Raw genomic sequence first — 13,927 nt, forward strand, 5'->3', positions numbered from 1 at the left:
CGCTGCCGAGGGGCCTGCCGGGACCGCTCGGGCCGTCCGGCCGGGGACCGCTCGGGCCACCCCGCCGGGACCGCTCGGGCCACCCGGGCGCGGGCCGTGCCGCCGGGACCGCTCGGGCCACCCGGGCGCGGGCCGTGCCGCCGGGACCGCTCAGGCCACCCGGGCGCGGGCCGTGCCGCCGCGGCGGGCACCGCCCAGCAGACCGCGGGCGGACACGCTGAACGCCAGCAGCACCAGCCCGGCCGCGCACCCCATGCCGAGCGGGCCGATCAGCGGCAGCAGTATGCCGAGCCCGCCGCCGACCACCCAGGACAGCTGGAGGGCGGTCTCGGAGCGGGCGAAGGCGGACGTGCGCACCGTTTCGGGCACGTCGCGCTGGATCAGCGCGTCCAGCGACAGCTTGGCCAGCGCCTGCGAGATGCCCGCCACGGCGGTGAGCGTGGCGACCGTGACCAGGCTGTACCAGCCGGCGGCGACCGTCGCCGCGGTCAGCGCGCACAGCAGCACCGTCGCGATGATCACCTCGGGCCCGCGCGCCTTGAGCCAGGCGCCGAGCGCGGTCCCGAACGCGTTTCCGACGCCCGCCGCCACGCCCACCACGCCCAGCGACATCGCGGGCGTCAGCCCGCCCAGCGGGTGCTCGCGCATCATGAACGCCAGGAACATCGTCAGGAAGCCGGACAGCGACCGCAGCCCCGCGTTGCCCTGCAGCGCGTGCAGCACCGACGAGCCGACGCCCAGCAGGCCGGGCTTGCGCCCGGGGATGCCCGCGGGCTCGGGAGAGGCCTCCTCGTCCGCCGACAGCCGCACCCGCTGCTCGCCGCGCGCCGAGTCGACCTTCGCCGGCAGCGACAGCGACAGGATCGCGCCGCACAGGAAGACCACGAAGGCGCCGTAGAGCGGCCACTGCGGCCCGATCGCGTTCAGCCCCGCGGCGACCGGGGCGGCCACCGCCGTGGCCAGCAGACCCGAGAGGGTGACCCGCGAGTTGGCCTTCACCAGCGTCGTACGGCCCGGCAAGAGCCGTGGCACCACCGCGCTGCGCACCACGCCGTACGCCTTGGACGCCACCAGCACGCCCAGCGCCGCCGGATACAGGCCCAGGCCCGCGGTCGAGATCACCCCGGCCATCGTCCAGGCCAGCACGGCGCGGGCCGTCATCGCCATCGCCATGGCGGCGCGGCGGCCGTGCTGGAGCCGGTCCAGCAGCGGGCCGATCACCGGGGCGAGCAGCGCGAACGGCGCCATCGTCACCAGCAGGTACAGCGCCACCCGGCCGCGCGCCTCGCCGCTGGGCACCGAGAAGAACACCGTGCTGGCGAGCGCGACGGTGATCATCATGTCGCCCGCGGAATTGACCGCGTGCAGCTCGATCAGTTTGGCCAGCCCCGACTCGCCCGCGCCGCCGGAGCGGGTCGCGCGCCGGATGCGACGGCCCAGCGCACCGAACGGTCCGCCCACGGCGCGGCCGAGGGCGCGACCGGTGCTGCGCACCGGCCCTCGGCCGGCGGTGACGGTTCGTGCCATGTCGCAATCCTGCCCCAATCGGAACAGTGCTCACCCCCTCCTTTGCGGGCGTGGTGCGCACAGGTACCGTGCGATCACGCAGAATGGGTGGTAACAGGTGCGCCCGAGGACGTTCGGGCAGGGCCGGATGAGGCAGGGAGACCAGGCGTCGAAGCGGTCCGCAGGTCCGCTCCGCTGCAACTCCCCGCATCTCCGTCAGGCTCCTTTCCGCCCGCGAGCGCACACGTGAGACGGCGTAGAGAGAGAAACGATTTCTGTGAGTGCAGCGATGCGAAGCCGTACCCCTGACCGCCTGTGCGCCGAGGCGGTCGAGCTGGCCAGGGCCGTCACGCTGGAGGCCGCCGGGCCGGAAGCGGTGGGCGAGCACCTGGGTGTCGCCGCGGAGGGCGACCGTGTCGTCACGCACTACTTCGCCTGCACCGAGGCGGCCTACCGCGGCTGGCGGTGGGCCACCACGCTGACCCGGGCCTCCCGCGCCAAGGCCGTCACCATCGACGAAACGGTGCTGCTTCCGGGCACCGACGCCGTCCTCGCGCCGGAGTGGGTGCCGTGGAGCGAGCGGCTGCGGCCCGGCGACATGGGGCCGGGCGACCTGCTGCCGACCGAGGCCGACGACCTGCGCCTGGAGCCGGGCTGGACGGGCGAGGACGAGCCGCGCGGGCCGCTCGCCGAGCAGGAGCAGCCGGAGGCCGAGGAGGACGTCGTCGTGCCGTCCGTGGCCACGATCGCCGCGCTTGCCGGGCAGCTCGGGCTGGGCCGCCCGCGCGTGCTGTCCCGCTACGGGCTGCACACCGCCGCCGACCGCTGGGACGAGCAGTTCGGGCCCAAGACGGCGATGGCCCAGGCCGCGCCCGCCCACTGCGCCAGCTGCGGCTTCCTGGTGCCGATCAGCGGCTCGCTGAGCCAGGCCTTCGGGGTGTGCGCCAACGAGTTCTCGCCGGCCGACGGCCGCCTGGTGTCCCTCGGCTACGGCTGCGGCGGCCACTCCGAGGCCGCGGTCATGCCCAAGCCGCCGCAGCCCGCGCCGATGGTCCTCGACGAATTCCACGACACCGACCCGCTGTCGCTGGGCGTGACGGAAGGGAACGGCGTGGCAGAGGGCGACGGCTCGGCACATGGCCACGGCTCGGCAACGGGCGACGGCTCCGCGGAGGGCGGCACCGGCACGGACGGCACCGCCGACGCGGACGGCGACGGGAGCGACGGGGTCGCGGCGCCCGCCTGAGGGCCTCTGCGGGCTCCCGGGCGGGGCTGACCCGGCCGGGAGGCGCCCGCAGCCCCGGCACCTCTCCCCGGGCCGCCTGCCGGGCCCGTACGGCGGTGCGGCGCCGGGCGGGGGAACGTCCCGCGCGGTCCCGCCGCCGCCCGCGCGGACCGCCGCGGACGCGGGATGAAGGGCACGCCGAATGGCGGTACGGTCACGGTGCACAGCCCCTGACGGGGCGACCCGGCGAGCGAAGGACCGTACGTGACCCGCGCAGGCGTAATCCGCACGCCCCTGGAAGGCCACCCCGACCCCTTCCGCACCGCGGACCTGCGCCGGGCGGTCCTGACCGCCTGGTCCGCCTCCGCCGCCCGCTTCCGCGAGGACGCCAACGCCGAGGAGGACCTCGCGCTCGGCGGCCACCGCGACCGGCTCGTCGTCGAGCTGGCCCAGAACGCCGCCGACGCCGCCACCCGCGCCGGTGTGCCGGGCCGGCTCCGGCTGACCTACCACGAGGCCACCGCCGACGCCCCCGCCGTCCTCGCCGCCGCCAACACCGGGGCCCCGCTGGACGCCGCCGCCGTCGAGTCGCTGTCCACGCTGCGCGCCTCCGCCAAGCGCGACGACGGGCCTGCCGCCGTCGGCCGTTTCGGCGTCGGCTTCGCCGCGGTGCTGGCCGTCAGCGACGAGCCGGCGGTCGTCGGGCGCGGCGGCGGGGTGCGCTGGTCGCTGGGCGAGGCGCGGGAGATGGCCGCCGCCGTCCCCGGCCTGGACGACGAGCTGCGCCGGCGGGAGGGGCACGTGCCGCTGCTGCGGCTGCCGATGCCCGCGGAGGGCAGCGCGCCCGACACGTACGACACCGTCGTGGTGCTGCCGCTGCGCGACGGCGCCGCCGAGGACCTGGCCGGGCGGCTGCTGGCCGCGGTCGACGACGCGCTGCTGCTGGCGCTGCCGGGCCTGGCCGAGGTCGTCGTCGACACCCCGGAGGGAGTGCGCACCCTGACCCGCGCCGCCGCGGACGACGGCGACGTGGTCGTCGAGGACAGCGCCGCGGCCGCGCCCACCCGCTGGCGGGTGGTGAGCGACGGCGGCGCCCTGGCCGCCGAGCTGCTCGCCGACCGCCCCGTCGAGGAGCGGCTGCGCCCGGTGTGGTCGGTGACCTGGGCGGTGCCCGTCGCCGCGGACGGCGCGCCCGCCGCGCCGCGCACCGCGGCCGTCGTGCACGCCCCGACGCCGACCGACGAGCCGCTCGGCCTCCCCGCCCTGCTGCTGGCCTCCCTGCCGCTCGACCCGACCCGGCGGCACGCCGCCCCCGGACCGCTCACCGACTTCCTGGTGGAGCGGGCCGCCGAGGCGTACGTGCGGCTGCTCGCCGCCTGGCGACCGGCCGGCACCGGCGTCGTCGACCTGGTGCCCGGCCCGCTCGGCAAGGGCGCGCTGGACGCCGAGCTGCGCCGCCGCGTCCTGGACCGGCTGCCGCGCACGGCCTTCCTGCCGCGCGCCGCGCCCGTTGCCCCCGACGAGGCCGCGGCGCCCGAGGCCCCCGCGGACGCGGACGGCTGGGACGGCGGCGGTCCGCTCGCCGGGGACGGCCAGGCGCTGCGCCCGGTCGAGGCCGAGGTCGTCGACGGCGCCACCGCCGAGGCGGTCCGGGTGCTGGCCGAGGTGCTGCCGACGCTGGTCCCCGCCGCGCTGGAGCGCCGCCCCGCGCTGCGGCAGCTCGGCGTGGCCCGGCTGTCGCTCGGCGAGGCCGTCGACCGGCTCGCGGGCACCGAGCGCCCCGCGCAGTGGTGGTGGCGGCTCTACGACGCGCTCGCCGGCACCGACGCCGACGTCCTCAGCGGCCTGCCCGTGCCGCTTGCCGACGGCCGGACCGTGGTCGGCCCGCGGCAGGTGCTGCTGCCGGTGCCGGGGGCCGTCGAGGGCCTCGCGGGAGCTGACGGCACCGACGCGCCCGACCCCGCGCTGCTGGCCCGCCTCGGGCTGCGCCTTGCCCACCCGGACGCCGCGCACCCGCTGCTGGAGAAGCTGGGCGCCGCGCCGGCCACCCCGCGGGCGGTCCTCACCTCGCCGCAGGTGCGTGCCGCCGTGGCCGCCTCGCTCGACGAGGACACCGCGTGGGACGTCGAGGAGTCCGGCCTGGACGCCGACGAGCTGGCCGACACGGTGCTGACGCTGGCCCGCGCCGCCGCGCTCGCCCCCGGCGACGAGCCGTGGCTCGCGGCCCTCGCGCTGCCCGACGACGAGGGCGAACTGACGCCGGCCGGCGAGCTGGTGCTGCCCGGCAGTGAGCTGGAGGCCGTGCTGCGCGAGGGCGAGCTGGGCACGCTCGACCCGGACCTGGCCGAGCGCTGGGGCGAGCAGCCGCTCACCGCGGTCGGGGTGCTCGCGACCTTCGCGCTGGTGCGCGCCGCCGACGTCGTCCTCGACCCGGACGACCTGGAGCCGCGCGACAGCGACTGGGCCGAGCCGGACGACGTCGGGCTGCTGGACGCCGTCGACGTGTGGTGCGAGGACGTCCTCGACCAGCTCCCGGAGACCGACGTGCCGCCGGTCGCCACCGAGGTCGTCGGCGTCCGCGACCTGGACCTCGTCGACGACGACGCCTGGCCGCAGGCCCTCGCGCTGCTCTCCCGCCCGCCGCTGCGGGACGCCGTGACCGCGCCCGTGCGGGTGCTGCTCCCGGACGGCACCACGCAGTCCGTCCGCCCCTACGCCGCCTGGTGGCTGCGCGACCACCCGGTCCTGGACGGCCGCACCCCGGTGGGCCTGCGGTCGGCGGGCGGCGACCGGCTGCTCGCCGGGCTCTACGACGAGGCCGAGACCGACTCCGGCGTCGACGAGCAGGTGCTGCGCGCGCTCGGGGTGCGCACCACGGCCGCCGCGCTGCTGGACGAGCCGGGCGGCGCCGCGGAGCTGCTGGCCCGTCTCGCCGACCCCGAGCTGCCCGTCACCCCCGCGCAGCTGCACGGCCTGTACGCGGCCCTCGCGCTCCTCGACCCGGACCAGGTCACGCTGCCGGACGAGCTGCGGGCGGTCGCCGACGGCGAGACGGTCGTGGTGGACGCCGCGGACGCGCTGGTCGCCGACGCCCCCGACCTGCTGCCGCTGGCCGCCGGGCTGCCGCTGCTGCCCGTACCGCCGCGGCTGGCCGCGGAACTGGCCGAGCTCCTCCAGGTCCGCAGGCTCAGCGAGGCCGTGGAGGCCTCCGTCGTCTCGCAGGGCGAGCCGCACGACGTGCTGCCCGCCGTCCACGACCTGCTGCCCGGCGCGCCCACCTCGTACGTCGAGCACGAGGAGCTGCTGCTGAACGGCGACGTCGAGGTGGACTGGCGGTACGCCGACGGCGTCCTGCACGCCGCCACCGTCGAGGGCGTCGCGGCCGGTCTGGCCTGGGCCGCGGGCCGCTGGGAGCGCCGCTTCGAGCTGGCCGCGCTGCTCGAGGACCCGTCGCGCACCGAGGAGCTGGCCCGCGACCGCTGGTTCGACTGACGCCTGCTGCGACGGTTCGGTACATTGCCGCGCCGTCGCAGTACGCCGGGCCGTGGCAGTACGCCGGGCCGCCCGGTCAGCCCTCCGCCTGCTCCCGGTGCCGCACCCACGCCCAGCTGACCTCCAGCAGCACCGCGCCCGCCGCCGCGATCCCGACCGCGGCCCAGGGCACCTCGTCGCCGACGAGCCGCAGCGCGAAGAAGTCCTGCAGCCACGGGACGGCGAGCACGACCGCGAAGCACAGCACCATGGCCAGCACCAGCAGGATCCGCCACCAGGTGTAGGGCCGGGCGATGACGGCCAGCACCCACAGCTCCAGCAGGAAGAGCGTCAGCGTCGCCGCGCTGGTCTCCGCGTCCAGCGCGCCGCTGCCGGTGTAGTGGTGACGGGCCACCAGATAGGCGACGAAGGACGCCACCCCGCAGATGATCCCGGCGGGCGTCGAATACCGCATGACCCGGCGGACGAAGTTCGGCCGGGCCCGCTCCTTGTTGGGTGCGAGAGCCAGGAAGAAGGCCGGCACCCCGATGGTCAGCGTAGCCAGCAGCGTCAGATGCCGCGGCAGGAACGGGTACGGCACCTGCCAGCAGACCACCAGCACCGCGAGCAGCACCGAATAGACCGTCTTGGTGAGGAAGAGCGTCGCGACCCGGGTGATGTTGCCGATCACCCTGCGACCCTCGGCCACCACCGAGGGCAGCGTCGCGAAGCTGTTGTCCAGCAGCACGATCTGCGCGACCGCCCGGGTGGCCTCCGAGCCCGAGCCCATCGACACGCCGATGTCGGCGTCCTTGAGGGCGAGCACGTCGTTGACCCCGTCGCCGGTCATCGCCACGTTGTGCCCGCGGGACTGGAGGGCGGCGACCATGTCCCGCTTCTGCTGCGGGGTGACCCGGCCGAAGACCGTGCCCTCGTCCAGCGCCTCGGCCATCGCGTCCCGCTCGGCCGGCAGCCGTCGCGCGTCGACCGGTGCCTGCGCGCCCGGCAGCCCGAGCTTCCCGGCGACCGCGCCCACGGAGACCGCGTTGTCCCCGGAGATCACCTTCACGTGCACGCCCTGCTCGGCGAAATACCGCAGGGTGTCGCCCGCCTCCGGCCGCAGCCGCTGCTCCAGGACGACGAGCGCGACGGGTGCGACGTCCCGCGCGACCTCCGGGTCGTCCAGCGGGCGCGTGGCGCGGGTCAGCAGCAGCACCCGCAGGCCCTGGTCGTTCAGCCGGTCGACCTCGCCGAGCGCCGGGTGCCCGGCCGGCAGCAGCACGTCGGGCGCGCCGAGCAGCCAGGCGCTGTCCGTGCCGTCCGGCTCGGTGAAGGCGGCGCCGCTGTACTTGCGGGCGGAGCTGAAGGGCAGCACGCCCCGGCCGCGCCAGTCGGCGGCGCCGGCCGGCGGGTAGGCGTCGACGATCGCCCGGAGGCTGGCGTTGGGCCGCGGGTCGGAGCCGCCGAGCGCGGCGAGCGCCCGGGCCGCGTACCCGGCGGCCGCGCTGCTCCCGCCGTCCCCGTGGCCCCCGCTGTTCCCGCCGTCCCTGTGGCTCACGTCGTTCCCGCCGCTCCCGTGGTCTTCGCGGCCGGTGCCGTGCGCGCCGTCCGTACCGCTGCCGCCGTCCAGCGGCCGCAGCTCGGTGACGTCCATGCCGCCCTCGGTGAGGGTGCCCGTCTTGTCCAGGCACACCACGTCGACCCGGGCCAGGCCCTCGATCGCGGGCAGTTCCTGCACCAGGCACTGCCTGCGGCCCAGCCGGACCACGCCGATCGCGAAGGCCACCGAGGTCAGCAGCACCAGGCCCTCGGGCACCATGGGCACGATGCCGCCGACCGTCCTGCGCACCGCCTCGCGCGCGTCACGGCTCTCCACCGTGAACTGGCTGATGACCAGTCCGACCGTGGTCGGCACCATCGCCCAGGTGATGTACTTCAGGATCCGGCTGATGCCGCCGCGCAGCTCGGAGTCGACCAGCGTGAAGCGCGAGGCCTCCTCCGCGAGCTGGGTGGCGTAGGCGTCGCGGCCCACCTTGGTGGCGGTGAAGGCGCCGCCGCCCGCGACGACGAAGCTGCCGGACATCACCGGGTCGCCGGGGTGCTTGAGCACGGGGTCGGCCTCGCCGGTCAGCAGCGACTCGTCGACCTCCAGACCGTCGGCCTCGGCCACCTCGCCGTCCACCACGACCTTGTCGCCCGGGCCCAGCTCGACCAGGTCGCCGAGCACGATCCCGGAGGTGCTGATCTCGACCGTCTCGCCGTTCCTGCGCACCTCCGGGCGGGCCTCGCCGATGACCGCGAGGCTGTCCAGGGTGTGCTTGGCCCGCAGTTCCTGGAAGATGCCGATCGCGGTGTTGGCGACGATGACGAAGCCGAACAGCCCGTCCTGGACCGGCCCGACCACCAGGATGACCAGGAAGAGCCCGCCGATGATCGCGTTGAAGCGGGTCAGGACGTTGGCCCGGACGATCTCCGTCACCGAGCGCGAGGACCGTACGGGGACGTCGTTGACCTGCCCCGCCGCCGTCCGCCGCGCCACCTCGGCGCCGCTCAGCCCCGGCAGCCGCGCCGCCACGCCCGTCAGGTTGCCTTCCGCCATGAGCAGACCGTACGTGCAGCGGGCGGCTTTCACCCGTTTCCGGGCGTTTTACGCGTCCTGCGTGCTCTCCCCGCCGGCTCCGGCAGCGGCGGCGCGGTGGCGGGCGATGGCGTCCCGCCGGGCCCGTACGTACTTCAGGCCCACCAGGCCGAGGCCGGCGCCCGCCGCGCAGGTCCAGATGAACCAGGTGTGCCCGTGGTCGGAGTACCAGCCGTAGAAGGGGAGCTGCACCACGAAGAGCGCGAACCAGACGATCGTCCCGACCGTGACGGTCATGACGTCGTCGGCCTCCAGGGGCTCGGGGGCCTCGCGCAGGGGTCCTGGCTGCTTGCTCATGGCGCCCATCGTATGCGGCCGGGGGCGGCCGGCCGTGGGTGGGCGGTGCGGGGACGGGGTGCGGGACCGTGGGGCATCTACGCGCGGAGATGGCTTTTTGGGTGGTTGTGTATTCATACTGAAACAAGTCAGTGTTGACTGAAATCATTCGTATGATCGCCCATATGAGGGCGAGCCCCCGCCCCCCATGAGGTTTCACATGCCCGCCTCGGCCCCCGCTCCGGTCGACATGGGCCGGTCGCCCGGTCACCCGTCCAGCAATCCGCTGGACCGCTATTTCCGCATCTCAGAGCGCGGTTCCACGATTCCGCGGGAGATCCGCGGCGGTCTCGCGACCTTCTTCGCGATGGCCTACATCATCGTGCTGAACCCGATCATCCTCGGCTCGGCAGTGGACAAGTTCGGCCATCACCTCAACGGTGGCCAGCTCGTCACCGCGACCGTGATCACGGCGGCCTTCACCACGCTGCTGATGGGGGTCATCGGCAACGTGCCGATCGCGCTCGCCGCCGGCCTCGGCGTCAACACCGTCGTCGCCCTGCAGCTCGCGCCGAAGATGAGCTGGCCGGACGCGATGGGCATGGTGGTGCTCGCCGGTATCGCGATCATGCTCATGGTCGCCACCGGCCTGCGCGAGCGCGTCATGACGGCCGTGCCGCTGGGCCTGCGCAAGGGCATCGCGATCGGCATCGGCCTGTTCATCCTGCTGATCGGCCTGGTCGACTCCGGCTTCGTGAGCCGCATCCCGGACGCCGCGCACACCACCGTCCCGCTGCAGCTCGGCGCTGACGGCCACCTCACCGGCTGGCCCGTGCTGATCTTCATCCTGGGTACGCTGCTCACGCTCGGGCTGATCATCCGCAAGGTCGGGGGCGCCATCCTGATCTCCATCGTCACCATGACGGTCCTCGCGGTGATCATCGACGCCGTCGCCGACGTCCCGGCGGCGAAGTGGGGCCTGACCGTTCCCAAGTGGCCCGGCAACCCGGTCGCCACTCCGGACTTCGGCCTGGTCGGCAAGGTCAGCCTCTTCGGCGGCTTCCACGAGGTCGGCATCCTCACCGGCGTGCTGTTCGTCTTCACCGTGCTGCTGTCGTGCTTCTTCGACGCGATGGGCACGATCCTGGGCGTGAGCGACGAGGCCGGGCTCCTGGACAAGAAGGGCGACCTGCCGGGCATCAACAAGGTCCTGATGATCGACGGTGTCGCCACCGCGGTCGGCGGCGCCACCTCGTCCTCGGCGAACACCTGCTTCGTCGAGTCCACCGCCGGTGTCGGCGAGGGCGCGCGGACCGGCCTCGCCAGCGTCGTCACCGGCCTGATGTTCGTGCTCGCGCTGTTCCTCACGCCGCTGGCCACCATGGTGCCGGCGCAGGCGGCCACGCCCGCCCTGATCGCGGTGGGCTTCCTGATCCTGGCCGGGTCGATCCGGGAGATCGACTGGAGCGACTTCACCATCGCCATCCCGGCCTTCCTGACGATGGTGCTGATGCCGTTCACGTACTCGATCACCAACGGCATCGGGATCGGCTTCCTGACCTTCTGCGTGCTGCGGGTCGTCGCCGGGCGCGGCAAGGAGGTCCCGATCGCCCTCTACGCGGTCTCGGCCGTCTTCGCCTTCTACTACCTGATGCCGGCGCTGGGACTGCTGTAGGGCGGTGGCTGCGGCGGGTCCTCCCGGCCGCCGTAGAAGCGGTCGGTTTCCTCGACCGCGGCCTTGAAGCGCTCGTCGAAGTCCTCGCGGACGAGGGTCGCGACGACGTAGTCCTGTGCGGTCATCCCGCGTCGGGCGGCATGATCGCGGATGCGGTCCCACAACTGCGCGTCGATGCGCAGGCTGAACACTCTCGATGCCATACGCCCACGGTCGCGGGCGGGGGCGGCCGCCGTGGCCGCTTTCGCCCGCGACCTCATCCGTTCGGGTGAGATGTGGGCGAGTGGTGCTCAAACGAACCGGGCGGGTCCGGTCGTGCGTGCCGGGTCCTCCGGCGGGTGCGGCACGGGCTCGCCCGTTCGCGTGGTCCATGTGCGTGCAGATTGTACTTAGGTTAACTAATGAGCTAACCTAAACAACGTGACCGAACTGTCCGAGGACGACCGCGCTGCTGTCAACGAACTGCGCGGCGCCGTGATGCGGCTGTCCCGCCGGCTGCGCAACCAGCGCGTCGACGAGACGCTGAGCCCTACCGAGATGTCGGTGCTGGGCACCCTCGCCCGCTGCGGCTCCGCCACACCCGGCGAGCTGGCCCGCAAGGAGCACGTCCAGCCGCCGTCGATGACCCGCATCGTGGCGATGCTGGAGGCCAAGGGGCTGGTGCGCAGGGAGCCGCACCCCGACGACCGCCGCCAGGTCGTGGTCAGCCGCACCGAGCAGGCCGACTCGATGCTGACCGAGAGCCGCAGCAAGCGCAACGCGTGGCTGGCCTCTCTCGCCGAGCGGCTGACCGAGGAGGAGCTGGCGATCATGCGCCAGGCCGCGCCCGTCCTGGAGAAGCTCGCTCACCTGTGACCGAACCGGAAGACCCGAAGAGGGGGAGGCGAGTACCGATTGAGTTCGGCAGCCGGACCACACACCGCAACCGAACCTGACCGTCCCGCGGTGAGGAAGACGGGCACCTTCAGCTCGCTCAGGATCCGCAACTACCGGCTTTTCGCGACCGGCGCCGTGGTGTCCAACACCGGCACCTGGATGTCGCGGATCGCCCAGGACTGGCTGGTGCTCAGCATCACCGGCTCCTCCTTCGCCGTCGGCATCACCACCGCGATGCAGTTCCTGCCGATGCTGCTCTTCGGCCTGTACGGCGGCGTGATCGCCGACCGCTACCCCAAGCGGAAGATCCTGCTGTGCACCCAGGCCGCGCTCGGCATCCTGGGCCTGCTGCTCGCCGGACTCACGCTGGGCGGTGTGGTCCAGGTCTGGCACGTCTACACCATCGCCTTCCTGCTGGGCATGGTGACCGTCGTCGACAACCCCACCCGGCAGACCTTCGTCGTCGAGATGGTCGGCCCCGACGTGGTCCGCAACGCCGTCTCGCTGAACGCCGCCAACTTCCAGGCCGCCCGACTCGTCGGCCCGGCCGTCGCCGGTGTGCTGATCACCGCGGTCGGCAGCGGCTGGGCCTTCCTGATCAACGGCCTGTCCTTCCTCGCCCCGCTCACCGGTCTGCTGCTGATGCGCACCTCCGAGCTGCACAAGATCGAGAAGGCGCCGCGCGGCCGCAAGGGGCAGCTGCGCGAGGGGCTGAGCTACGTCGCCGGGCGGCCCGAGCTGATCTGGCCGATCGTGCTGGTCGGCTTCATCGGCACCTTCGGCTTCAACTTCCCGATCTGGCTGTCGGCCTTCGCCAACAAGGTCTTCGACAGCGGCGCCGGCACCTACGGCATCCTCAACTCGCTGATGGCCGGCGGCTCCCTCATCGGCGCACTGCTCGCCGCCCGCCGCACCGGCACCCGGCTGCGGATGCTGGCGGCCGCCGCCGCGGTCTTCGGCGTGCTGGAGGCCGCGGCCTCGCTGTCCCCGACCTTCTGGGTCTTCGCGGTGCTGCTCGTGCCGATCGGCGCCTTCGGGCTCACGTTCAACACCACCGCCAACGCCAGCGTCCAGCTCGCCACCGACCCCGTCATGCGCGGCCGTGTGATGAGCCTGTACATGATGGTCTTCGTCGGCGGCACCCCCATCGGCGGCCCGGTCATGGGCTGGGTCACCGACACCTACGGCGCCCGCGTCGGCTTCCTGAGCGGCGGCCTGATCTCCGCGCTCGCCGCCGGCGGTGTGGGCCTTGCTCTCGCGCGCGCGGCGGGCCTGCGCCCCCAGATCGACCTGCGGCGCGGCAGCGGCCGCCCGCTGGTGGCCTTCGTGCCCCGCAACCCGGCCGCTGTGCCGCCCGCGCCGGCCGGTCCGGTCGCCCCCGCCGTTCCGTCGGCGAAGGCCGCACAGCCCGTGCCTGCCGTGCCTGGCCCGTCCGCCGCGATGCCCGCTGCGCCGGTCGCCCACGCCGCGCCCGCCGCCTGCGACGACGCGTCCGCGCCCGCGGGTGCGGACGGGCCCGGGCGGCGGACCGGCAACGCGCCGAGCCCGGCGCTGTGAGGCTCTTCGCGGCGCTGCTGCCGCCGCCCGCGGCCATGGCCGAGCTGACCGCGGGCCTCGGCCCGCTGTACCGGCTGCCGGGCGCCCGCGACCTGCGCTGGACGGCGCCGGAGGGCTGGCACTACACCCTGGCCTTCCTCGGCGAGGTGCCCGACACACTGCGCCCGGACCTCGACGAGCGCCTCGCCCGCGCCGCCCGCCGCCACGAGCCCTGCGCCCTGCGCATCTCGGGCGGCGGGCGTTTCGGCGACCGGGCGCTGTGGGCCGGGGCCGAGGGGGATGTGCGGGCCGCGGGCGCGCTCGCGGCCACCGTACGGGCCGCGGCGCGCAGGGCCGGTGCCCCGGTCGACGAGGAGCACGGCTTCCGCGCCCACCTCACGCTCGCCCGCACCTCCCGGGGCGCCCCCGTCGACCTCCGCCCCTTCGCCGCCGCGCTCGGCGGCTTCCGCGGCGCCCGGTGGACGGCGACCGACCTCAGCCTCGTCGCCAGCCTGCTGCCGCGCTCCGGCATCCCCGGCGAGCGCTCGCACTACACCGTCGTCGGCTCCTGGCCGCTCGGCGGGCCGGCCGACGCGGCGCCCGGGCGCGGGGCGGCCGGCGGGGCCGGTTAACCTCGAAGGGTGGACCCCAAGACCCGTACCCGCGTGATGACCGCCGCCCTCTTCCTGATGCTCGTGGTGGTCGCGGTCGCCGCCGCGGTGCG

10 protein-coding genes are annotated in these 13,927 nt (G+C 74.7%); 6 read left to right on the forward strand and 4 right to left on the reverse strand.

Annotation, left to right across the window (positions count from 1 at the left end):
• Positions 1 to 150: 150 nt before the first annotated feature.
• A complete protein-coding gene (locus tag IH54_RS0107420) occupies positions 151 to 1,527 on the reverse strand; it encodes an MFS transporter (protein ID WP_031514061.1) in 1,377 nt (458 codons plus the stop codon).
• A 268-nt stretch (positions 1,528 to 1,795) separates the two neighbouring features.
• Between IH54_RS0107420 and IH54_RS0107425 the strand changes: the two genes are divergently transcribed.
• Positions 1,796 to 2,752 (forward strand): DUF3027 domain-containing protein, encoded by a 957-nt coding sequence (locus tag IH54_RS0107425; RefSeq protein ID WP_078862008.1) that lies wholly within the window; start codon positions 1,796 to 1,798, stop codon positions 2,750 to 2,752.
• A 243-nt stretch (positions 2,753 to 2,995) separates the two neighbouring features.
• The gene (locus IH54_RS0107435; RefSeq protein WP_043180131.1) at positions 2,996 to 6,223 is read left to right on the forward strand and encodes a sacsin N-terminal ATP-binding-like domain-containing protein; all 3,228 of its coding nucleotides are present in this window, start codon (positions 2,996 to 2,998) and stop codon (positions 6,221 to 6,223) included.
• A gap of 76 nt (positions 6,224 to 6,299) precedes the next feature.
• Here IH54_RS0107435 and IH54_RS42915 read toward each other — a convergent pair whose 3' ends face one another.
• Together IH54_RS42915 and IH54_RS0107445 are read right to left on the reverse strand one after the other, a co-directional pair.
• Entirely contained in the window at positions 6,300 to 8,801 is a 2,502-nt protein-coding gene (locus tag IH54_RS42915) for an HAD-IC family P-type ATPase (RefSeq protein ID WP_052397204.1), read from the reverse strand.
• A gap of 48 nt (positions 8,802 to 8,849) precedes the next feature.
• Positions 8,850 to 9,146 (reverse strand): DUF2530 domain-containing protein, encoded by a 297-nt coding sequence (locus IH54_RS0107445; protein ID WP_420711719.1) that lies wholly within the window; start codon positions 9,144 to 9,146, stop codon positions 8,850 to 8,852.
• Between the two features lie 190 nt (positions 9,147 to 9,336).
• Here IH54_RS0107445 and IH54_RS0107450 point away from each other — a divergent pair, with 190 nt between their 5' ends.
• Positions 9,337 to 10,791: an NCS2 family permease gene (locus tag IH54_RS0107450; protein WP_031514073.1), complete on the forward strand. Its 1,455-nt coding sequence runs from the start codon at positions 9,337 to 9,339 to the stop codon at positions 10,789 to 10,791.
• On the opposite strand, the gene IH54_RS39445 is transcribed toward IH54_RS0107450, so the two are convergent.
• Positions 10,761 to 10,994, reverse strand: coding sequence for a hypothetical protein (locus IH54_RS39445; protein WP_107060126.1), 234 nt, complete (start codon positions 10,992 to 10,994; stop codon positions 10,761 to 10,763). The two genes, IH54_RS0107450 and IH54_RS39445, sit on opposite strands and share 31 nt — an antisense overlap.
• 274 nt (positions 10,995 to 11,268) lie before the next feature.
• Here IH54_RS39445 and IH54_RS0107460 point away from each other — a divergent pair, with 274 nt between their 5' ends.
• From IH54_RS0107460 to thpR, 3 genes are all read left to right on the forward strand, one after another.
• Positions 11,269 to 11,646, forward strand: coding sequence for a MarR family transcriptional regulator (locus tag IH54_RS0107460; RefSeq protein WP_078862029.1), 378 nt, complete (start codon positions 11,269 to 11,271; stop codon positions 11,644 to 11,646).
• A gap of 90 nt (positions 11,647 to 11,736) precedes the next feature.
• Entirely contained in the window at positions 11,737 to 13,224 is a 1,488-nt protein-coding gene (locus IH54_RS0107465) for an MFS transporter (RefSeq protein ID WP_234343397.1), read from the forward strand.
• Positions 13,221 to 13,835 carry an RNA 2',3'-cyclic phosphodiesterase gene (gene thpR, locus IH54_RS0107470; RefSeq protein WP_052397176.1) on the forward strand — a complete coding sequence of 205 codons (615 nt, stop codon included), beginning with the start codon at positions 13,221 to 13,223 and terminating at the stop codon, positions 13,833 to 13,835. The genes IH54_RS0107465 and thpR overlap by 4 nt, the downstream gene beginning before the upstream one ends.
• Positions 13,836 to 13,927 lie beyond the last annotated feature (92 nt).

The organism is Streptomyces sp. NRRL F-5123, from assembly GCF_000721495.1.
In the GTDB taxonomy this organism is placed as follows: Bacteria; Actinomycetota; Actinomycetes; order Streptomycetales; family Streptomycetaceae; genus Actinacidiphila.